Source organism: Bacteroides sp. AR20 (assembly GCF_964250605.1).
Lineage (GTDB): Bacteria > Bacteroidota > Bacteroidia > Bacteroidales > Bacteroidaceae > Bacteroides > Bacteroides uniformis.
Window position 1 is genome coordinate 1 of sequence record NZ_CAXUGK010000018.1, and the last position, 21306, is coordinate 21306.

General features: G+C 48.6%; 17 protein-coding genes. 13 read left to right on the forward strand and 4 right to left on the reverse strand.

What is annotated here, in order from left to right; genetic code table 11:
* Positions 1-371 precede the first annotated feature (371 nt).
* The 9 genes from ACESTD_RS10620 to ACESTD_RS10660 all read left to right on the forward strand — a co-directional run bounded on the left by ACESTD_RS10620 (position 372) and on the right by ACESTD_RS10660 (position 12612).
* Positions 372-962 carry a hypothetical protein gene (locus ACESTD_RS10620; RefSeq protein WP_005827382.1) on the forward strand — a complete coding sequence of 197 codons (591 nt, stop codon included), beginning with the start codon at positions 372-374 and terminating at the stop codon, positions 960-962.
* A gap of 16 nt (positions 963-978) precedes the next feature.
* Entirely contained in the window at positions 979-1818 is an 840-nt protein-coding gene (locus tag ACESTD_RS10625) for a DUF2764 domain-containing protein (protein WP_005837370.1), read from the forward strand.
* 19 nt (positions 1819-1837) lie between these two features.
* Positions 1838-3592 carry a V-type ATP synthase subunit A gene (locus tag ACESTD_RS10630; protein WP_005837368.1) on the forward strand — a complete coding sequence of 585 codons (1755 nt, stop codon included), beginning with the start codon at positions 1838-1840 and terminating at the stop codon, positions 3590-3592.
* A gap of 140 nt (positions 3593-3732) precedes the next feature.
* Entirely contained in the window at positions 3733-5058 is a 1326-nt protein-coding gene (locus ACESTD_RS10635) for a V-type ATP synthase subunit B (protein WP_005827389.1), read from the forward strand.
* Positions 5059-5178: 120 nt separating this feature from the next.
* On the forward strand, positions 5179-5784 hold the full coding sequence (locus ACESTD_RS10640) for a V-type ATP synthase subunit D (RefSeq protein ID WP_005827391.1): 606 nt from the start codon (positions 5179-5181) through the stop codon (positions 5782-5784).
* Positions 5781-7607 (forward strand): V-type ATP synthase subunit I, encoded by a 1827-nt coding sequence (locus tag ACESTD_RS10645; protein ID WP_008664313.1) that lies wholly within the window; start codon positions 5781-5783, stop codon positions 7605-7607. The genes ACESTD_RS10640 and ACESTD_RS10645 overlap by 4 nt, the downstream gene beginning before the upstream one ends.
* 33 nt (positions 7608-7640) lie before the next feature.
* Complete coding sequence (locus tag ACESTD_RS10650) at positions 7641-8060, forward strand: ATPase (protein WP_005827396.1); 420 nt, start codon at positions 7641-7643, stop codon at positions 8058-8060.
* A 295-nt stretch (positions 8061-8355) separates the two neighbouring features.
* Positions 8356-10017, forward strand: a complete 1662-nt coding sequence (locus ACESTD_RS10655) for a glycogen/starch synthase (protein ID WP_005827398.1) — start codon at positions 8356-8358, stop codon at positions 10015-10017.
* Positions 10018-10047: 30 nt separating this feature from the next.
* The gene (locus tag ACESTD_RS10660) at positions 10048-12612 is read left to right on the forward strand and encodes a glycosyltransferase family 1 protein (RefSeq protein ID WP_005827401.1); all 2565 of its coding nucleotides are present in this window, start codon (positions 10048-10050) and stop codon (positions 12610-12612) included.
* Positions 12613-12737: 125 nt separating this feature from the next.
* Here the strand turns inward: ACESTD_RS10660 and fldA are convergent, their stop codons facing one another.
* Positions 12738-13244, reverse strand: coding sequence for a flavodoxin FldA (fldA, locus tag ACESTD_RS10665; protein WP_008664319.1), 507 nt, complete (start codon positions 13242-13244; stop codon positions 12738-12740).
* Between the two features lie 243 nt (positions 13245-13487).
* On the opposite strand from fldA, the gene ACESTD_RS10670 reads away from it, so the two are divergent.
* Together ACESTD_RS10670 and gpmA are read left to right on the forward strand one after the other, a co-directional pair.
* On the forward strand, positions 13488-13784 hold the full coding sequence (locus tag ACESTD_RS10670) for a hypothetical protein (protein ID WP_005837364.1): 297 nt from the start codon (positions 13488-13490) through the stop codon (positions 13782-13784).
* A 36-nt stretch (positions 13785-13820) separates the two neighbouring features.
* Complete coding sequence (gpmA, locus tag ACESTD_RS10675) at positions 13821-14567, forward strand: 2,3-diphosphoglycerate-dependent phosphoglycerate mutase (protein WP_373158866.1); 747 nt, start codon at positions 13821-13823, stop codon at positions 14565-14567.
* Positions 14568-14595: 28 nt separating this feature from the next.
* On the opposite strand, the gene ACESTD_RS10680 is transcribed toward gpmA, so the two are convergent.
* A complete protein-coding gene (locus tag ACESTD_RS10680; RefSeq protein WP_117963452.1) occupies positions 14596-15318 on the reverse strand; it encodes a DUF6064 family protein in 723 nt (240 codons plus the stop codon).
* 112 nt (positions 15319-15430) lie between these two features.
* Here ACESTD_RS10680 and ACESTD_RS10685 point away from each other — a divergent pair, with 112 nt between their 5' ends.
* Positions 15431-16777, forward strand: a complete 1347-nt coding sequence (locus ACESTD_RS10685) for a threonine/serine exporter ThrE family protein (RefSeq protein ID WP_005827410.1) — start codon at positions 15431-15433, stop codon at positions 16775-16777.
* A 164-nt stretch (positions 16778-16941) separates the two neighbouring features.
* Here ACESTD_RS10685 and nrdG read toward each other — a convergent pair whose 3' ends face one another.
* Positions 16942-17448, reverse strand: coding sequence for an anaerobic ribonucleoside-triphosphate reductase activating protein (nrdG, locus tag ACESTD_RS10690; protein WP_057097859.1), 507 nt, complete (start codon positions 17446-17448; stop codon positions 16942-16944).
* Between the two features lie 137 nt (positions 17449-17585).
* Positions 17586-19793 (reverse strand): anaerobic ribonucleoside triphosphate reductase, encoded by a 2208-nt coding sequence (locus ACESTD_RS10695; protein ID WP_098032254.1) that lies wholly within the window; start codon positions 19791-19793, stop codon positions 17586-17588.
* 419 nt (positions 19794-20212) lie between these two features.
* Between ACESTD_RS10695 and ACESTD_RS10700 the strand changes: the two genes are divergently transcribed.
* Complete coding sequence (locus ACESTD_RS10700; RefSeq protein ID WP_005827419.1) at positions 20213-21184, forward strand: hypothetical protein; 972 nt, start codon at positions 20213-20215, stop codon at positions 21182-21184.
* Positions 21185-21306 lie beyond the last annotated feature (122 nt).

The window sequence follows — 21306 nt, forward strand, 5'->3', positions numbered from 1 at the left end:
GTTAAGCCCGGTCACGCCGATGGTACTGCGTAACAGTGGGAGAGTAGGTAGTCGCCGTTTTCAGAAGAAGCCTCCGTATCTGATAAGGATACGGAGGCTTTGTTCGTTTATATACCTCCGGAACTGCTCCCCTTAATCCCTGTCATGCGTTGTTGCAGACGTATTTTTCTGCTTCTTTTGTCATTCTTTTGTTATCATTACAGAACAAAGTTGGTGTAAAATGAGTTTTTTTTGGAAGAGCAAGAACTTTTCTTCCTTTCTTTCTATTCAATATCAAATGGATTTTTGTAAATTTGGCGTGAATCTAATAGGAAGGGAAAAAATCACGCAATTAATATTGTAATATAAATCATATAATAACTCCTGCAAATATGGAAAACAAGATTCAAGAGCTGACCGATAAGATCTACCGCGAAGGCGTAGAGAAAGGAAACGAAGAGGCACAGAAACTTATCGCAAAAGCTCAGGAAGAAGCCAAGAGAATTATAGAGGATGCTCACAAGGAAGCGGATTCTATCGTGGCTACCGCTCATAAGTCTGCCGATGAACTGGCAGAGAATACAAAATCTGAATTAAAGTTGTTTGCCGGTCAGGCTGTGAATGCTCTGAAGTCCGAAATCGCTACGTTGGTGACGGACAACATTGTGAATGCCGATGTAAAGGCATTTGCTGCAAACAAGGATTATCTTAATGCCTTCATCGTTGCATTGGCGTCCAAATGGAGTGTGAACGAACCAATCGTTATCTCTACTGCCGATGCGGAAGGCTTGACAAAATATTTCGCAGCGAAGGCGAAAGACCTGCTGGACAAGGGTGTGAAGATTGAGCAAGTGAATGGCATCAAAACCTTGTTCTCCGTATCGCCTGCCGATGGTTCGTACAAGGTGAACTTTGGCGAAGAAGAATTTATGAATTACTTCAAGGAATTCCTGCGTCCGCAATTAGTGGAAATGCTGTTCTAAAAACTCCCACAGGATTATGAGTAAATACTATTACTTGGTAGCCGGTTTGCCTGAACTTACTCTGGAAGACAGTAAACTGAGCTATACAGTAGCCGATTTCAAGACGGAACTATATCCTGCCTTGTCGGAAGATGATAAAAAGTTGATAGATTTGTTTTATCTGAAATTCGATAATGCGAATGTCTTGAAACTATTGAAGGATAAGGATGCTGCCATCGACCCGCGCGGAAACTATTCGTCGGAGGAACTGGTGGAATATATCTCACAACTGAAGGATGGCGACGAAGTCTCTGACAGTGTATTCCCATCTTATCTCTCTACGTTCATTTCCGAATACTTCAGCCTGCCTGCCGAGGACGGTTTCTTGTATGAAGACCGCCTGGCAGCGCTCTATTACGCCTATGCTATGGAATCCAGGAATCAGTTTGTGTCTTCCTGGTTTGGCTTCAACCTCACTCTCAATAATATATTGGTGGCGCTCACAGCACGTAAGTTCAAGCTGGACATTGCTCCGCTGATTGTGGGTGATACGGAAGTGTGCGAGGCTCTGCGTACTTCCAATGCCCGTGACTTCGGTCTGGGTACTGAGGTGGATTATCTGGAGCAGCTGGTGAAAATCAGTGAGACGGAGGAACTGGTGGACCGGGAAAAGAAACTGGACCAGCTTCGCTGGGACTGGATGGAGGAGGCCACATTCTTCGATTACTTTACCGTGGAACGTCTGTTTGTCTTCCTGCTACAGCTGGAGATGATAGAACGGTGGATTTCGTTGGATAAAGAGAAGGGTAACCAACTGTTCCGCAGCATTATCGCTGCCTTGAAAGACGAGGTGCAGATACCCGCAGAATTCAGATAAAATAAACAACTAAAAATATATGGCAACAAAAGGAACTGTTAGTGGCGTAATAGCCAACATGGTGACCCTCGTCGTCGACGGACCGGTAGCGCAGAATGAGATTTGTTATATCTCGACCGGAGGAGACAAGTTGATGGCGGAGGTGATTAAGGTAGTAGGTACCCAGGTCTACGTGCAGGTATTTGAGAGTACCCGCGGACTGAAAGTGGGGGCCGAAGCTGCGTTTACCGGACATATGCTCGAAGTAACACTGGGGCCCGGTATGCTTTCGAAAAACTACGACGGTCTGCAAAACGACCTCGATAAGATGGACGGTGTTTTCTTGAAACGCGGGCAATATACCTATCCGCTGGATAAAGGAAGCAAATGGCATTTTGTGCCTTTGGCAAAGGTGGGCGACCAAGTGGAAGCCGCTGCCTGGCTGGGACAAGTGGACGAAAACTTCCAACCTCTGAAAATCATGGTGCCTTTTGAACAGAAAGGTGTGTGCACCGTGAAATCAATTGCAAAGGAAGGTGATTACAGCATTGAGGATACCATTGCAGTGCTGACGGATAGCGAAGGTAATGACATCCGGGTGAACATGATACAGAAATGGCCCGTGAAGCGCGCCATGACCAACTATAAGGAAAAACCGCGTCCTTTCAAATTGCTGGAAACCGGTGTGCGTGTAATCGACACCGTAAACCCGATTGTGGAAGGTGGTACGGGTTTTATCCCCGGTCCGTTCGGTACTGGAAAAACGGTGCTTCAGCATGCCATTTCAAAACAAGCGGAAGCGGACATCGTAATCATCGCTGCCTGCGGTGAGCGTGCCAACGAGGTTGTGGAAATCTTTACAGAATTCCCCGAATTGGTTGACCCGCATACGGGACGGAAGCTGATGGAACGTACGATTATCATTGCCAATACTTCGAACATGCCGGTGGCTGCCCGTGAGGCATCTGTCTACACGGCTATGACGATTGCAGAATACTACCGAAGCATGGGATTGAAGGTACTGCTGATGGCGGACTCCACTTCACGTTGGGCGCAGGCATTGCGCGAGATGTCCAACCGTATGGAGGAGTTGCCCGGTCCCGATGCCTTCCCGATGGACTTGTCCTCCATCATCTCCAACTTCTACGGCCGTGCGGGTTATGTGAAGCTGAACAACGGCGAGTCCGGTTCCATTACTTTCATCGGTACGGTATCGCCTGCCGGTGGTAACTTGAAGGAGCCGGTAACCGAGAATACGAAGAAGGTGGCACGCTGCTTCTATGCCCTTGAGCAAGACCGTGCCGACAAGAAGCGTTATCCTGCCGTAAACCCGATTGACTCGTATTCCAAATATATAGAATACCCTGAATTTGAAGAGTATATCACCAAGCACATCAATGGTGAGTGGATTGGCAAGGTGAATGAAATCAAGACCCGTTTGCAGCGTGGTAAGGAGATTGCCGAGCAAATCAACATCTTGGGTGACGACGGTGTGCCCGTAGAGTATCACGTGACTTTCTGGAAATCGGAATTGATTGACTTCGTTATTCTGCAGCAGGATGCCTTTGATGAAATTGATGCCGTGACCCCGATGGAGCGTCAGGAGGAGATTCTGAATATGGTAATAGAAATCTGTCATACAGAATTTGAGTTCGACAACTTCAACGAAGTAATGGATTACTTCAAGAAAATGATTAACATCTGTAAGCAGATGAACTACTCGAAGTTTAAGTCGGAAGAATACGACAAGTTCCATAAGCAGTTGCAGGAACTGGTTGAGGAACGTAAAGCCTAAGGATGTACTATGTGACTATTTACAATTTACTATTTGCCTTGCGGATGCAGGTGTACGGAGGTTGTAGATAGGAAAATAGTAGAATAGGATGGCAGAGATTTAAATAGTAAATAGTAAATTGCTAAATTGTAAATAAATAGATGGCAACAAAAGCATTTCAAAAAATATATACCAAGATTACTCAGATTACGAAAGCTACGTGTTCGCTGAAGGCAACCGGAGTGGGGTATGACGAGTTGGCGACCGTAAACGGCAAGCTGGCCCAGGTGGTGAAGATTGCCGGTGACGAAGTGACTTTGCAGGTGTTTGAGGGTACGGAAGGTATTCCCACCAATGCAGAGGTAGTATTCTTGGGCAAGGCTCCTACAATCAAAGTGAGCGAGCAGCTTGCCGGACGCTTCTTCAACGCCTTTGGCGACCCCATCGACGGTGGTCCGGCCATTGAAGGCGAGGAGGTGGAAATTGGCGGTCCATCCGTGAATCCGGTGCGCCGTAAGCAGCCCTCGGAACTGATTGCAACCGGTATTGCAGGTATCGACTTGAACAATACGCTGGTGTCCGGACAGAAGATTCCGTTCTTTGCCGACCCCGACCAGCCCTTCAACCAGGTGATGGCGAATGTGGCTCTGCGTGCGGAGACTGACAAGATTATCCTTGGCGGTATGGGTATGACGAACGATGATTACCTTTACTTCAAGAACGTATTCTCCAATGCCGGTGCGCTCGACCGTATCGTCAGCTTTATGAATACCACCGAGAATCCTCCGGTAGAGCGTCTGCTGATTCCGGATATGGCACTGACGGCGGCCGAGTATTTTGCTGTAAACAATAATGAAAAGGTGCTGGTGCTGCTGACGGATATGACTTCCTACGCCGATGCGCTCGCCATCGTATCCAACCGTATGGACCAGATTCCTTCGAAGGACTCCATGCCGGGTTCCCTTTATTCGGACTTGGCGAAGATATACGAAAAGGCGGTGCAGTTCCCAAGCGGCGGTTCCATCACGATTATTGCGGTGACGACTCTGTCCGGTGGCGACATTACGCATGCCGTGCCTGACAATACGGGTTATATCACGGAAGGCCAGTTGTTCCTCCGTCGTGACAGCGACATCGGTAAGGTTATCGTTGACCCGTTCCGTTCCTTGTCCCGTCTGAAACAGCTTGTTACGGGCAAAAAGACACGTAAGGACCATCCGCAGGTGATGAATGCCGCCGTACGTCTGTACGCCGATGCCGCCAACGCCAAAACCAAGCTTGAAAACGGTTTCGACCTGACGAACTACGACGAACGTACCCTTGCCTTTGCCAAGGATTACTCCAACCAACTGCTGGCCATCGACGTCAACCTCGATACCACAGAGATGCTCGATGTGGCATGGAGTCTGTTCGGCAAGTATTTCCGTCCGGAAGAGGTGAATATCAAGAAAGAGCTTGTGGACCAGTTCTGGCCGAAAGCAAACTAAATAAATGTACGATTAGACGATTTACGGTTTACGATTGATATTACTGAAATTGTAAATCTGTAAATTGAGAAATTGAGTAGCTTCAGTCGTCTAATCGTAAATCGTTAAATCGTAAATAAAATGGCTATTAAGTTTCAATATAACAAAACCTCGCTTCAGCAACTCGAAAAGCAACTGAAGGTGCGCGTGCGTACACTCCCCATTATTAAGAATAAGGAGAGTGCCCTGCGTATGGAAGTGAAGCGCTGCAAGGGAGACGCTGCCGCGTTGGACGCGAGGTTGGAAAAGGAAATCCAAGCTTACGAAGCCATGTTCGCCCTTTGGAATGAGTTCGACGCTTCATTGATAAAGGTCAGCGATGTTCATCTCGGTGTAAAGAAGATTGCCGGTGTACGGGTGCCGTTGCTCGAGAATGTAGATTTCGAGATACGTCCTTACAGCTTGTTCAATGCGCCCAAATGGTATGCAGACGGGCTGCATTTGCTTAAGTCACTGGCACATACTGCCATCGAGCGTGAATTTACTGTTGCCAAGTTGAACTTGTTGGAACATGCGCGTAAAAAGACCACCCAGAAGGTGAATCTTTTTGAGAAAGTACAGATTCCGGGTTATCAGGATGCTCTGCGCAAAATCAAGCGGTTTATGGAAGACGAGGAGAACCTTTCCAAGTCATCGCAGAAAATCATGAAATCCCATCAGGAGAAAAGGAAGGAGGCAGAGGCATGATTACGAAAATGAAGAAGCTCACGTTCCTTGTGTATCATAAGGAGTACGAAGCATTTCTGGCACAAATCCGGGAACTGGGCGTGGTGCACGTTGTGGAAAGGCAGTGCGGCGAGATGGACGACACCTTGCAGCAATTCATGCAGAAGCGTACGCTCTACAAGAATATGCTTCAGAGCATGCACACCCTGGCAGACAAACAGCCGGAAGAAAAGGTGCATAAAGAGTTGTCGGCCGATGCTCTGGTGAAATTCTACGAGGACTTGCAGGCGCGGATACAAGACTTGAACCAGCAGATTCCCGCCATCGACAAGGATGTGGCGCAGATGGAAGTCTGGGGCGATTTCGATTGGAGAGCCATCCGCAAGCTGGAAGATGCTGGTTGGTTCGTGCAGTTCTATACCTGCCCGGAGAAAGACTATAACGAAGCGTGGGCAGAGGACTACAATGCCATCGTGGTGAAAGAGAACGGCGGACATCTTTATTTCGTGACCGTCACTCCCCAACCGGTAGAACTGGATGTGGAACCGCTCCGTCTGCCTTCACTCAGCCTCTCCGAACTGAGCCGGAAGAAAGCCGATACGGAAGAGGCCCTTGTGCAGGCACATGCCGGATTGAAAGAATTCTGCAAAGCGAATTACTGCACGTTGGAGAAGTACAACCTACAGCTCCAGGAAGAGATAGACCTGCTGAAAGTCAAGCTGAACAGCGAACATATGGCAGAAGGTGCCGTAGTGTTGATGGAAGGCTGGATTCCCGAAGACTGCGAGGCGGATGTGAGGAAACTTCTCGATGAAAGCGGCACTTATTATGAGATAAGGGCTGCCAAGCGCGAGGACAATGCTCCCATCAAGCTGAAAAACAACGCCTATACACGCATGTACGAAGTGCTTACCAAAATGTACGGTATGCCCGAATATGCCGAGTTCGACCCGACACCGATACTTGCGCCATTCTTCTCGCTCTTCTTTGCTTTCTGTATGGGAGATGCGGGCTACGGTCTGGTACTGATTGCACTCGGGTTCATTTTGAAAAGGAAGATGTCCAAGTCCATGAAAGGCATGATGAACCTGGTGATTACGTTGGGTATATTTACGTCCGTCATCGGTGCCATATTGGGAACCTTCTTCGGTGTAAGCCTCTTTGACCTGGAGATACCCGCCAAACTGAAGGAATTCATGATTGTGGGTAAGATAGGTGAGACTACCTATGACAAGCAAATGCTGCTGGCGTTGATTATCGGTGCGGTGCACATCTGCATTGCCATGACGGTGAAGGCCGTGGGACAGACCGTTCGTTTCGGCTTCAAGGAGTCGCTCAGTGCTTGGGGATGGCTGTTGCTGGTGGTGGGATTTATCTGCACCGGCGGACTTTCCTTCTTCAAAATAATTTCGGAAGACGTGTCTACGTGGGCATTTATCGTGATTGGCGGTGTTTCTGCCATCGGTATCTACCTGCTGAACAATATCCACCGGAATGTATTTGTCAACATCGGTGCCGGAGTATGGGATACCTATAACATGGCAACCGGATTGATGGGCGATATACTTTCCTACATCCGTCTCTATGCCCTCGGCTTGGCAGGCGGTATGCTTGGAGGCGTGTTCAACCAGCTTGCCTTCATGGTGAACGATGCTGCAGGTCCGGCCCTGGGATGGCTGTTCTGCGGTCTGATACTGATATTCGGGCATACGCTGAACATTGCCATGTCTTGTCTGAGTGCCTTTGTACACCCGCTCCGTCTGACATTTGTGGAATACTTCAAGAATTCCGGTTACGAAGGTAAGGGCGAAGCCTATAAACCTTTTACAGTAGTAAAGAAATAAACAAATTAAAAAACAAATAAAAATAGAAACATTATGAATGAAATTTTAGGTTATCTCGGTCTGGGCCTGATGTTGGCCCTTGCAGGAATTGGCAGTTGCTTCGGTACAACTATCGCCGGTAGTGCGGCAGAAGGTGCGTTGAAGAAAGACCCTTCCAAGTCAGCAAGTTATATGATTTTGTCGGCCCTTCCGGCTACGCAGGGACTTTACGGCTTCGTGGCTTTCCTGATGTCCATGGGCAGGGATTTTGCTACGGACGGCCCTTTGATGCTGGGCATCGGACTGGGTGTGGGGCTGGTATGCCTGTTCTCCGCTATCCGTCAGGGACAGATTTGTGCTAGCGGTATTGTGGGTATTTCCCAGGGACACGACGTACAGACCAATACAATGATTTACGCCGCGCTTCCTGAATTCTACGCTATTTTGGCGCTGGTAGCTGCATTGATGGTATAATCCGGATTATAAGAAAATAAACCCCAGGGATTTACAATTGAAATCCCTGGGGTTTTTTGTTTAAATTCCTGGGGCTTCAACTGAAAACTCCAGGAATTCTTTTTTGAAACTTCGGGAATTTTAGACGAAAAATGCATGGATGGGCGAGCCAATGGGGCTTTTGTGGCTAAACTATGACATTCCGCAAACGATTGTTTATGCATATTTAATCAGTTTTTTCGATTAAAAGGCTATTTTTCAAAGAATAATCCGTACTTTTGCAGCCGTAATTAAGATAAAGAGATTATAACATAATATGACTAAAGAACTACTTACCCCCGATTACATCTTCGAAGCGAGTTGGGAAGTGTGTAATAAAGTAGGCGGTATCTATACAGTTTTGTCTACAAGGGCAAATACTTTACAGACTAAATTTCGCGATAGATTATTCTTTATAGGGCCGGATTTCTGGCAGGGAAAAGAGAACCCTTTGTTCATTGAGTCTGATAACCTTTGTGCAGCGTGGAAAAAACATGCAGCGTTGAAAGACAATCTTTCCGTCCGCGTAGGTCGCTGGAACATTCCGGGAGAACCTATTGTTATATTGGTTGATTTCCAACCGTTCTTTGCAGAAAAAAATGAGATTTATACAGAAATGTGGAACCGCTATCAGGTGGATTCACTGCATGGATATGGTGATTATGACGAAGCATCCATGTTTGCTTTCGCTACCGGCAAGGTGATAGAGAGCTTCTATCGCTATAATTTGACGGAAACGGACAAAGTGGTGTTCCAGGCACACGAGTGGATGACCGGCATGGCCGCCCTCTATCTTCAGTCTGCCGTTCCCGAGATAGGGACTATCTTCACCACCCATGCCACGTCCATCGGCCGCTCCATAGCTGGCAACAACAAGCCGCTTTACGATTATCTTTTCGCCTACAACGGCGACCAGATGGCGGAGGAGCTGAACATGCAGTCCAAACATTCCATTGAAAAGCAGACGGCCCACTATGTGGACTGTTTCACCACTGTGAGCGAAATCACAAACAACGAATGCAGGGAATTGCTTGACAAGCCTGCGGATGTTGTGCTGATGAACGGTTTTGAAGATGATTTTGTACCGAAAGGCGCCACCTTTACCGGCAAGCGCAAACGTGCCCGTTCCACCATGCTGCGTGTGGCAAACTGCCTACTGGGTGAGGACTTGGGCGACGATACGCTGATTATCGGTACCAGCGGACGCTATGAGTTCAAAAATAAGGGTATCGATGTGTTCCTGGAATCATTGAACCGGCTGAACCGCGATAAAGATTTAAAGAAGAAAGTATTGGCGTTTGTCAACGTGCCCAGCTGGGTGGGAGACCCCCGCGAGGACTTGCAGAAGCGCTTGAAGAGCAAAGATAAGTTCACCGAACCGTTGCAGTGTCCTTTCATCACCCACTGGCTGCACAATATGACGCACGACCAGGTGCTGGATATGCTGAAATACCTCGGTATGGGCAATCGTCCCGAAGATAAGGTGAAAGTAATTTTTGTACCTTGCTATCAGGATGGTCACGATGGCATCCTCAACAAGCATTATTATGACTTGATTTTAGGCGAGGACCTCAGTGTCTATCCGTCCTATTATGAACCGTGGGGATATACCCCGCTGGAGAGCGTGGCTTTCCGGGTGCCTACCATCACCACCGACCTTGCCGGTTTCGGACTTTGGGTGAACAGTCTGAAAAACCAGCATGGCATAAACGACGGAGTGGAAGTGCTGCACCGTTCGGACTATAACTATTCCGAAGTGGCAGACGGCATCAAGGACACCGTAGCCTTGTTCTCTACCAAGACGGAAGCCGAAATCAAGGAAATACGCAAGCGTGCAGGCCAGGTGGCAGAGCAGGCTTTGTGGAAGCACTTTATACAATATTATTACGAGGCTTACGACATTGCACTGCGCAATGCCATGAAGCGTCAACTAAAATAAAAGAATTATTAATCAATTAGTTATCATACAATGAAGATTAAAGTTAGTAATGTAAACACTCCTAACTGGAAAGATGTGAATGTGAAATCGCACATTCCCGCCGAACTGGAGAAACTGTCTGAACTGGCACATAACATCTGGTGGGCATGGAATTATGAAGCCACCGAACTGTTCAGAGACCTTGACCCTGCTCTCTGGAAAGAAGTGGGACAGAACCCCGTACTTCTGCTGGAACGTATGAGTTATGCTAAACTCGAGGCACTCGCAAATGACAAAGTTATTCTGCGCAGAATGGATGACGTATACTCCAAGTTCCGCACATACATGGATGTGAAGCCTGACAGCAAGCGTCCGTCCGTGGCTTATTTCAGTATGGAGTATGGTTTGAGCCATGTACTTAAGATATATTCCGGCGGTCTGGGTGTACTTGCCGGTGACTACCTGAAAGAAGCTTCCGATAGCAACGCCGACTTGTGTGCAATCGGTTTCCTGTACCGCTACGGTTACTTTACACAAACATTGTCTATGGACGGCCAGCAGATTGCCAATTACGAGGCACAGAACTTTGGCCAGTTGCCCATCGACCGTGTATTGGATGAGAAGGGCGAGCAGATGGTAGTGGATGTTCCTTATCTGGACTACTACGTGCATGCTTATGTGTGGAGAGTGAACGTTGGACGTATCTCTCTCTATCTACTTGATACTGACAATGAAATGAACAGCGAGTTCGACCGTTCCATCACTCACCAGCTGTATGGCGGTGACTGGGAAAACCGCTTGAAGCAGGAAATCCTGCTCGGTATCGGTGGTATTCTGACGCTGAAGAAGCTGGGCATCAAGAAAGATATCTATCACTGCAACGAAGGACATGCTGCTTTAATCAACGTACAGCGCATCTGTGACTACGTGGCCGAAGGTCTGACTTACGACCAGGCTATCGAGCTGGTACGTGCTTCTTCTCTCTATACTGTACATACTCCGGTTCCTGCCGGTCACGACTACTTCGACGAAGGCCTTTTCGGCAAGTACATGGGCGGCTATCCTTCAAGAATGGGTATCAGCTGGGACGACCTGATGGACCTCGGACGTAACAATCCGGGCGACAAGGGTGAACGTTTCTGTATGTCTGTATTCGCTTGCAACACTTCTCAGGAGGTGAATGGTGTGAGCTGGCTGCACGGAAAGGTTTCCCAGGAGATGTTCGCTTCCATCTGGAAGGGTTACTTCCCCGAAGAAAGCCATGTGGGCTACGTTACCAACGGTGTACACTTCCCCACTTGGAGCGCTACGGAGTGGAAACATCTCTATGCTGCGCATTTTGATGAGAACTTCCTCTACGACCAGTCCAACCCCAAGATTTGGGAGGCTATCTATAACGTGTCCGACGAAGAAATCTGGAAGACGCGCATGGTGATGAAGAACAAACTGATTGACTATGTTCGCAAGCAATACCGTGAAACTTGGTTGAAGAACCAGGGTGACCCTTCACGCATCGTTTCCCTGCTGGACAAAATCAATCCGAACGCTCTGCTGATAGGTTTCGGACGCCGTTTCGCTACCTACAAGCGTGCACACTTGCTGTTCACCGACCTCGACCGTCTGGCCAAGATTGTGAACAACCCCGACTATCCGGTACAGTTCCTCTTTACCGGTAAGGCTCACCCGCACGATGGTGCCGGCCAGGGCTTGATTAAGAGAATCATCGAGATTTCCCGTCGTCCGGAGTTCCTGGGCAAGATTATCTTCCTGGAAAATTATGACATGCAGTTGGCACGTCGCCTCGTTTCAGGTGTGGATATCTGGCTGAACACTCCGACACGTCCGCTCGAAGCATCCGGTACTTCCGGCGAAAAGGCGTTGATGAACGGTGTTGTAAACTTCTCCGTACTCGACGGCTGGTGGTTGGAAGGCTATCGTGAAGGTGCCGGTTGGGCATTGACCGAAAAGCGTACTTACCAGAACCAGGAACATCAGGACCAGCTCGATGCCGCTACTATCTACAGCATTCTTGAGCAAGAAATTCTGCCGTTGTTCTATGCACGCAACAAGAAGGGATATTCTGAAGGTTGGGTGAAGACTATCAAGAACTCCATCGCACAGATTGCTCCCCACTATACAATGAAGCGTCAGCTGGATGACTATTACGACAAGTTCTACATCAAGGAGGCCAAACGTTTCAAGATGCTGGCTGCCGACGGTTGTGCCAAGGCTAAGGAAATAGCTGCTTGGAAGGAAGAAGTTGCCGAGAAGTGGGACAGCATTGAAGTGGTGTCTTGCGAAAAGACCGAAGACCTGGTGAAAGGCTCCATCGAGAGCGGTAAGGAATACACCATTACTTACGTTATCGACGAGAAGGGCTTGAACGATGCTATCGGTCTGGAACTGGTGACTACTTATACGGCTCAGGATGGCAAACAGCACGTTTATTCCGTAGAACCGTTCAATGTAGTGAAGAAAGAAGGTAACCTTTATACTTTCCAAGCTAAGCACAAGATGGAAAATGCGGGTAGCTTCAAGGTTTCTTACCGTATGTTCCCGAAGAATGCAGACCTGCCTCACCGTCAGGACTTCTGCTACGTTCGCTGGTTCGTATAAGAGCATAAAAAAAGATAATGTGCCTGCGGATATGGCGGAACACATTATCTGTTCAGATAAAAGATATCATCTGCATGATGCAGGCAGACCATCCGTTTAAAGTAAACGGATGGTCTGTTTCTTTTCTAGAGCTTGCTTTTTATTTCGGCTGTCCAGGCATCAATGCGTTCGGCGGTTTTGTTACTTTCGTTCACTTCGTCGAGGGGAAGTCCTACGAATGCACCGTCTACCACGGCGATGGAAGAGGAGAAGGAATACCCGTCCGTGCTAACTTTGTTGCCCAAGAAGGTACACCCGCTATCCTTCAGGTCCTCGTAGAGTACTCCGATGCCGTCGCAGAATGTGTCGCAGTAGGATTCGGAGTCACCGCAACCGAATAGGGCTACGAACTTCATGGAAAGGTCGGCGCTCTTCAGTACTTTTACACCGTCATACCAGTCGTCCTGCAGTTCGCCGTCTCCCCAAGTGGAGGTACCTAGAACCAGCACTTCATATTCCTTGATTTTATCGGCGGTCATCTTGTCAACACTATGTACGTCGGTGGAGGAAACTCCCAACTTTTCGGCTATCTGGTTAGCCAACTCTTCGCAGGTTCCGGTACTGGAACCATAAAAAACACCAGTCTTTTTCATTGTAAATAAAGTGATTAAATTGTTTGCTGCAAAGTAAAGGCTTTGCCGGAGAACGTGAAATACCTACATGTAGGGCTTTTAGTGTTGTGCCGCTCCCCATTTCGGGTTAGCTTGTGGCGTGGTTTATAGAGGTCGCGGCTACCTACTAATTGGGATGGCAGACTCTCTTTTTGATGAAAAGTAGGTATTGCCGGATTGTTAAAAATGAAGGACATTTGTACCGGTAATAATAGACAAGTGTTTATGGTTAGATTCGTACATTCCACTCATTCGCAATTCCATCCTTCCGTGGCTGGTAAGTGGCTGGTGTGGGGGACTTTGATGATGCTTCTTGCGGGGGTGGCTATCATTGTTTTTTCGGTATTCTCGCATGATGCACTCGATGCGTGCTGTAATTGCATAATCTGTACTTTCAACCGTGTCCCGAAGGAAGGGGAATATTTGTATAACCGCTACCTGCCGGTCATCAGCATGGTGTGGGTGGCGTTTCTGATACTTTTGGTATATGTGGTCCGCTATTGCATGAACAAGAGGAGGTAGCCGGGTGTTCTATAGGTAAAACTGAAAGGAGACTATATGAAAAAGATTGTTTTGCTTCGCCACGGCGAGAGTGCATGGAATAAGGAAAACCGCTTCACGGGGTGGACGGATGTTGATTTGACAGAGAAAGGCGTTGCTGAAGCTGTAAGGGCGGGTGAGCTGCTGGCAGAAAAGGGATTCCGTTTCAAGAAGGTGTATACTTCCTATCTGAAGCGTGCCGTGAAGACACTGGATTGTGTGCTGGACCGCCTCGACCAGGACTGGATTCCGGTGGAGAAATCGTGGAGGTTGAATGAGAAACACTACGGCCAGTTGCAAGGGCTGAACAAGGCAGAGACGGCTGCCAAGTACGGTGACGAGCAGGTGTTGGTATGGCGCCGGAGCTTTGATGTGGCTCCGCATGCATTGGCCGAGGATGACCCGCGTAATCCGCGTTTTGAGGACCGTTATCAAGAAGTGCCCGATGCCGAACTGCCCCGTACGGAGTCGTTGAAAGATACGATTGAGCGTATCATGCCTTACTGGAAATGTGTCATCTTCCCGAATCTGAAGACGGCCGACGAATTGCTGGTAGTGGCTCATGGCAATAGCCTGCGGGGTATTATCAAGCATCTGAAGCATATTTCGAACGATGAAATTGTGCATCTGAACCTGCCTACGGCGGTGCCCTACGTCTTTGAGTTTGACGATGAGCTGAACTTGACGAAAGACTATTTCTTGGGTGATCCCGAGGAGATAAAGAAATTGATGGAGGCTGTGGCCAATCAGGGAAAGAAGAAATGATTTTGGCGCGCGGAAGCGCGCTATTTCTTTATCCTCTCATTCCATGGAGCAGCGTCATGCTGAGCAGTACCCCGACCACTATACAGATGAGGATAAGGAACCAGTTCATGAGCCGTGCGCCCAGCTTGGTTTCCTTGTGTAAGTTCTGTTCAAAGTAGTTCTTGAAGAACAGATAGATGGCAGGTACGGTGGCGCTTGCCAGCAGGAGGTCTTCGGGAATCTTGTAGATGTAGACTTTGGAAAAGGCGATGAGCGCCCAGTGGCAAAGGAACAGAATGACGAGCAGGTTGACCCTGCGCGAGAAAGCCAGCAGCAGCCCGATGGTGAAAACTGCTACCGAGCAGGGCATCACGGTGGTAGTCATCATGGGAAATTCCATTCCGCGTGCCCACGAAAGGAGCGGGTAGAGGAAAGGCATTGCATAGAGTACCCCCACCAGTACCTTGTATTTCGGGTTGCGCTCGAACGGAGTGTAGCCGGTAAACAAATCCCATAGCCACAACACTGCAATCACTCCCCAGAAGATGGCGAGTATATGGTGGTGTCCGCGCGCTCCGCAATACATCATGTAGTACACGACGGATATCCACCCGTTCAGAAATACCATGTAGATTTTCATGGAGCGTTTTGCCCATAAGGTCGGTTTCCGGTAGAGCTGCGTGGTGAGCAGGATACCTGCTGCGGTGATGAGGAGCTGTGTCCACCAGGTGGCCTCGTTGTATTGTGCGATAGTATTCCAGAATATTTCCATTTGTGTCCATTAAAAAAACGGCTGCAAAGGTAGAGTTTTCTGCCGAAAGAATGAAATCGTTTTCTACATTTTGCCTATCTTTGTGCCTCCAAAAAAATAGGTAAAAAGATTCATGGATAAGACTTTGACTGAACAAGAGATTGCCCTGCTGCGCAGGAAACTCGATTTATTGCTTCGTACCGGACAGCTGCTGGTGGAGAGTGCGGCTGATACGAACCGTGTTGTTCGTAACCTGAACCGTGTTGCCGCCTATCTGGGGCTGCCGGAAGAAAAGCTCCACATCGACGTAAGTTATACCATGCTGGTGGTGAATGTGAGTGACGGCCTGCATTCGTTCTCCAAATTCCAGAAATGTGAAAAGCATGGCATCAACATGACTGCCATTTCCGAAATCAGCAAACTGTCCTGGCGGGCTATTGAGAATGACTATTCCCTCGACCAGTATGAGGAGGAACTGGAAAGAATCAAAAACAAGAAGCGGAATTATGTGCCATACGTTGTTGCCATCGGTGCCGGCTTTGCCTGCGGAGGTTTCTGCAAACTGTTCGGTGGTGACTGGATGGCGTTTCTGTTTACCTCTATCTGCGCTTTTGCCGGCTTCCGCGTCCGTGCCCGTTGCATGGAGTTCGGCATCAATCACTATATGAGTATTGCCATTGCCGCATTGATTTCTACCTGCCTGGCCTATGTGTCTTCGTTTGCCGGGCTCTCGGAAACTCCCTATCATCCGTTGTTGGCGTGTGCACTGTTCATCGTTCCGGGGGTGCCGCTGATAAACTTTGTGGATGATATGATTGACAATTATATCCAGGTGGGCATTGTGCGGGCTGTGAATACGGTGCTGATGGTCTGTGCAATGGCCTTCGGCATTGTAATAGCCATGCGCCTGTTGACGGTGGAGGATGTCGTGATTGACAAGAAGTTCAGCGAATTGAGTATGGTGCCTCATGACAGTTATCTGGTGTATGCCATTGCGGCGGCGATAGCTGCCATGGGATTTTCCATGATATTCAACATACAGCGGCGTTTGTTGTGGGTTGTTGCGGTGGGCGGCATCATTGCCGTTTGTACACGTAACTTTGTCAATTTCGAATTGGGTTACGGACCGGTGATAGGTTCGTTCATGGGCAGCATGGTTGTCAGCCTGATAGCCGTGAAGGCAGTGCATTGGTTCCATGTTCCCAATCACGTACTGACGATTCCTTCTGTCATCCCGATGATTCCGGGAGTGCTGATGTATCGTGCACTTTTCGGGCTTATCAATATGCACGGTGTGGTAGGCGAGGTGACGGCGGTTGTTTCCAACGGCATCACGGCTTCACTGATTATTCTCTGCATAGCGCTGGGAGTGGCGGTGCCCAATATCTTTGCCCGCCGGTATATTGCCAAGGATAGGCAGCGCTTTCTTCAGGAGGAGCTGCAGAAGCGCAGGGAAAGAGGGAAATTTATAGAATGGTGATATAGGTGGAGGGTGTCAAAAAACTCTTAACACTTTCTTTTAGGCGCGGATTACGCGGATTTCACGGATTTTGTTTATTGAATCCGTGTTATTCCGTGTAATTCGCGCCTGATATTATAACATTATAAAAGTGCTCATATATTTTTGAAAACTTCTCTTCTTTTTTAAATGCCCTTTTTCGGATTATAGTGGTAAATGACGGTTTCGTCTTTTTGCAGGGATGTTTGTACGTCAATCAGACGCTGGTTGCGGCTTCCCCGGAAATAGAGTTCCTCATCCCTCAGTTCTTTCTTGAATTTGCCGTCCACCAGTACGTCGATGTACTTCAGCAGTTGGGCTTGGCGCGGGTTGCGCAGTAGTTTTTCGAAAGTATAGCCCGTATAGCACCAGATGTTTTTCCGGCTCCGCTCCTTGATGGCATGCGCCAGTTGGGTGAATCCTTCCGGCTGGAACATCGGGTCTCCACCACTGAAGGTGACGTCTGCAAAGTTGTCGGCAAGGACTTTTTCCAGAATCTCTTCCGTACTCATCCAGTGCCCGCGGTTGATGTCCCACGACTCCGGATTGTGGCAACCGGGACAACCGTTGGGGCATCCGGCAGCATAAATGGCGGTCCGGAAGCCCGGACCGTCTACTGTGGTATCTTCTAAAATGTCGAGAATAGAAAGCATGAGTAGGGAATTAATAATTAAAAATTAAACATCGCAGGTAGGAAGCTGAACATTAATCATTAAAAATTAAACGTCAACCATTAAAAATGAAGCTCCGCTTTGCACTGCGCAGCCCTTTAATTTTTAATTTTCAATTTTTAATTATGAACGACCCTGTCGTTCAACTCTGCCAGCTTGGCATTGTTCCAGCGGTCGGTTGTCCCCACCAGGTAGCCGGTGATGCGTTGCAGCTTGTCGATATGCTTGCTGCCGCACTTCGGGCATTCTTCCAGGTTTGGGGTGGAGTTTTCGTGGCCGCACTCCAGACAGCGGTTACGGTTGTGGTTTACCGAACCGTAGCCGATGTTGTATTGGTCCATCATGTCCACTACACGCATAATGACTTCCGGATTGTGGGTGGCGTCACCGTCTATCTCCACATAGAAGATGTGTCCGCCGCGGGTCAGTTCATGATAAGGAGCCTCCACTTCCGCTTTGTGGCGGGCGCTGCATTTGTAGTATACGGGCACGTGGTTGGAGTTGGTGTAGTAGTCACGGTCTGTGATGCCCGGCAGCGTGCCGAACTTTTTACGGTCGATGCGGGTGAACTTGCCCGACAGCCCTTCGGCAGGAGTGGCAAGCACGCTGTAGTTGTGCTGGTATTGCTCCGAGAACTGGTTGGCACGGTCGCGCATGTAGGTCACGATTTTCAGTCCCAGCTCCTGGGCTTCGCCAGATTCGCCGTGATGTTTTCCGAGCAATGCCACGAGACATTCTGCCAACCCGATGAAACCGATTCCCAGTGTTCCCTGGTTGATGACGGAAGCAATCGTATCGTTCGGTTTCAGCTTCTCGCTGCCTATCCACAAGGCAGACATCAGTAGCGGGAACTGCTTGGCGAAGGCGGTCTTTTGAAACTCCATGCGCTCGTGCAGCTGGCGTGCGGTCACTTCGAGCATACTATCCAGCTTGGCAAAGAACCGGGCGATGCGCTGTTCCTTGTCTTCGATGTTCATGCACTCAATGCCCAGACGGACGATGTTGATGGTAGAGAAAGAGATGTTGCCGCGTCCGATGGAGGTCTTCGGTCCGAAACGGTTTTCGAATACACGGGTGCGGCATCCCATGGTGGCAACTTCATGCTGGTAGCGTTTCGGGTCATCGGCTTTCCAGTCCTCGCTTTGGTTGAAGGTGGCGTCCAGGTTCAGGAAGTTCGGGAAGAAACGCCGTGCCGTCACCTTGCAGGCCAGTTGGTAGAGGTCGTAGTTGCGGTCTTCAGGCAGGTAGCTCACACCCCGTTTCTTTTTCCATATCTGGATGGGGAAGATGGCGGTTTCTCCGTTTCCTACCCCTTGATAGGTGCTTTTCAGCAGCTCGCGGATGATGCAGCGCCCCTCGGCAGAGGTGTCTGTGCCGTAGTTGATGGAGCTGAACACCACTTGGTTGCCGCCGCGTGAGTGGATGGTGTTCATGTTATGGATAAACGCCTCCATGGACTGGTGCACGCGCGATACGGTCTTGTTGACAGCATGCTGCACGATGCGGTCCTCGTCCGTCAGTCCGTCCAACGGCTGCAGCAGATAGTCGGCCAGTTCCTTCTGATAGAGATGGGAATAGTCTTTTCCATTCAGTTCTTCCAGGTTCTTGACTTCCTCGATGAAGCTGTTGCGCACGTAGGGGGCAAGGTAGAAATCGAATGCAGGGATGGCTTGTCCGCCGTGCATCTCGTTCTGGGCTGTTTCCAGCGAGATGCATCCCAGGATACTGGCAGTCTCGATGCGTTTGGCCGGGCGCGATTCGCCGTGTCCGGCAGAGAAGCCGTATTTCAGAATATGGTCCAGCGGATGTTGCACGCATGTCAGGCTCTTGGTGGGATAATAATCCTTGTCATGGATGTGCAGATAGTTCTGGGTGACGGCATCCAGAACTTCTTCACTCAGCAGATAGTCGTCCACAAAAGGCTTGGTGGTTTCGCTGGCAAACTTCATCATCATGCCCGCCGGGGTATCGGCATTCATGTTGGCATTTTCGCGTGTGATGTCGTTGGACTTGATGTTGATGATTTCCAGGAACATGTCGCGCGTCTTTGCTTTGCGGGCAATGCTTCGCTGGTTGCGGTAAGCGATGTATTTCTGGGCAACGTCCTTGCGGCTGCTCTTCATCAGCTCCACTTCCACCAAATCCTGGATGGCTTCCACCGTCATCTGCGAATCTCCCTTGAAAGAGATGCGGTCCGTAATCTGGTGTATCAGTTGCAGGTCTTCCCCCTTGTCTGTATGCAACATGGCTTTGCGGATGGCCGTTGCTATTTTTTCTTCGTTGAATCCGACGACGCGCCCGTCGCGCTTGAGTACTGTCTGTATCATAACCTTTTATGCTTAAATGTGACTGTCTTTTTTAGTTTAATTGCGGAAACAAAGATATTATAGTTATTGATAGGTTTTGCTTTTTGGAAAACTTTTTGTGGTTTAAAAAGTGTTAATCTATTGATTATTAATGATGTAATTGTTTAAAGTGGAAAACTTCTAATGAAAAATAACTTTTAAAGTTATTCATTACTGATTATTATTGCATGCATAAGCATCATCTGATTTCGAAGTGTCAAATGAAGATAAATCTTTTGGGCAGATTGTGAATCTTCGATTTTTTTAGTTATATTTGCAACGAATTGGTTTATTTAAGGTTTTTAGTCCTTGATAATACTTCTTGTTGCCATTCGATTGTATTGCTTTGCTGCTCATGGTATTGGGGCAAAAGTATCATTATTATAATAATCAAAGAAAGGATGAACATGGCAAATGTATTTCCTCCGTTTAAAATTGATATAGCTGGGGCTTTTTGTGTACCTCGTGCATTGAAGGATGTCCGCGAGCAATATCAGAACGGGCAGGTGAGCCGGCAGATATTGCAGGCTGTTGAAGATGCGGAAGTGCGCAGTCTGGTGGAACGGCTGGAGCTGGGAGGCATGAAGGTTGTTTCCGATGGTGGTTTCCGAAGTCGCGATTTTTTGGAAAGCTGGGAGGGTATTTGTTCCAAAGACGGCCGGCCTTTCTCCGAAGGCTCTCCTTTGGAGATTACAGGACGGCTCAGTTTGCTACGGCATCCTATTCTGGAAGAATTCGCATTTCTTGATTCCATTGTGGACGGAGGGGTGATGAAAAAACAGCATATCCCTTCGCCGGCAGAGGTTATGACCCAGATTATTCAACGTGTGGAGCGGACTCAGATAGAAACCGTTTACTCCGACATCCGGCTTTTGACGGATGATATTGCTTCCTGCTACAAATTTTTGCTTACCAAACTTTATGATGCAGGCTGCCGCTACGTCCAGTTCGACGGGGTACATTCGGTGATAATGGAAGATACCATCCGGCTCAACAACCGGGTTTTGCGCGAGCGTCCTGCAGGGATGTATGTTGCATTCCATGCACCGACGGACATGCTGGTGCAACTGCATGGGGCCGATGCTTATTTCCTGAATTACGACTGTGGCGCGTGCGACCGTAACCGTCTGCTCTGGTTCATACACGAGAAGGAAGCGGTGTTCGGTTTCGTGCTGTCCCATTATCCTCAGGAAGACGAATTGGATGAATTGCAGGCGAAAACCGAAAGTGTATTGAACTATATTCCTTTGAAACGTTTCACTTTATGTCTGCCGGATGCCAATGCGCTTCTTTCGCCTTCGGAGGCCGATGAGGAGAAACAGTGGGAAACCGTAAGGTTGGGGATGGAAATGGCTGCGCGTATCTTCTCTTGAAAAACGCCGCATTCCATCATTCCGAATGCCACACTTCAGCAAGGGAAATGCCACACTTCAGCAAGAGAAATGCCACACTTCACAGAGGCAAATGCCATTGATTGGGCCTCGTGAAGTGTGGC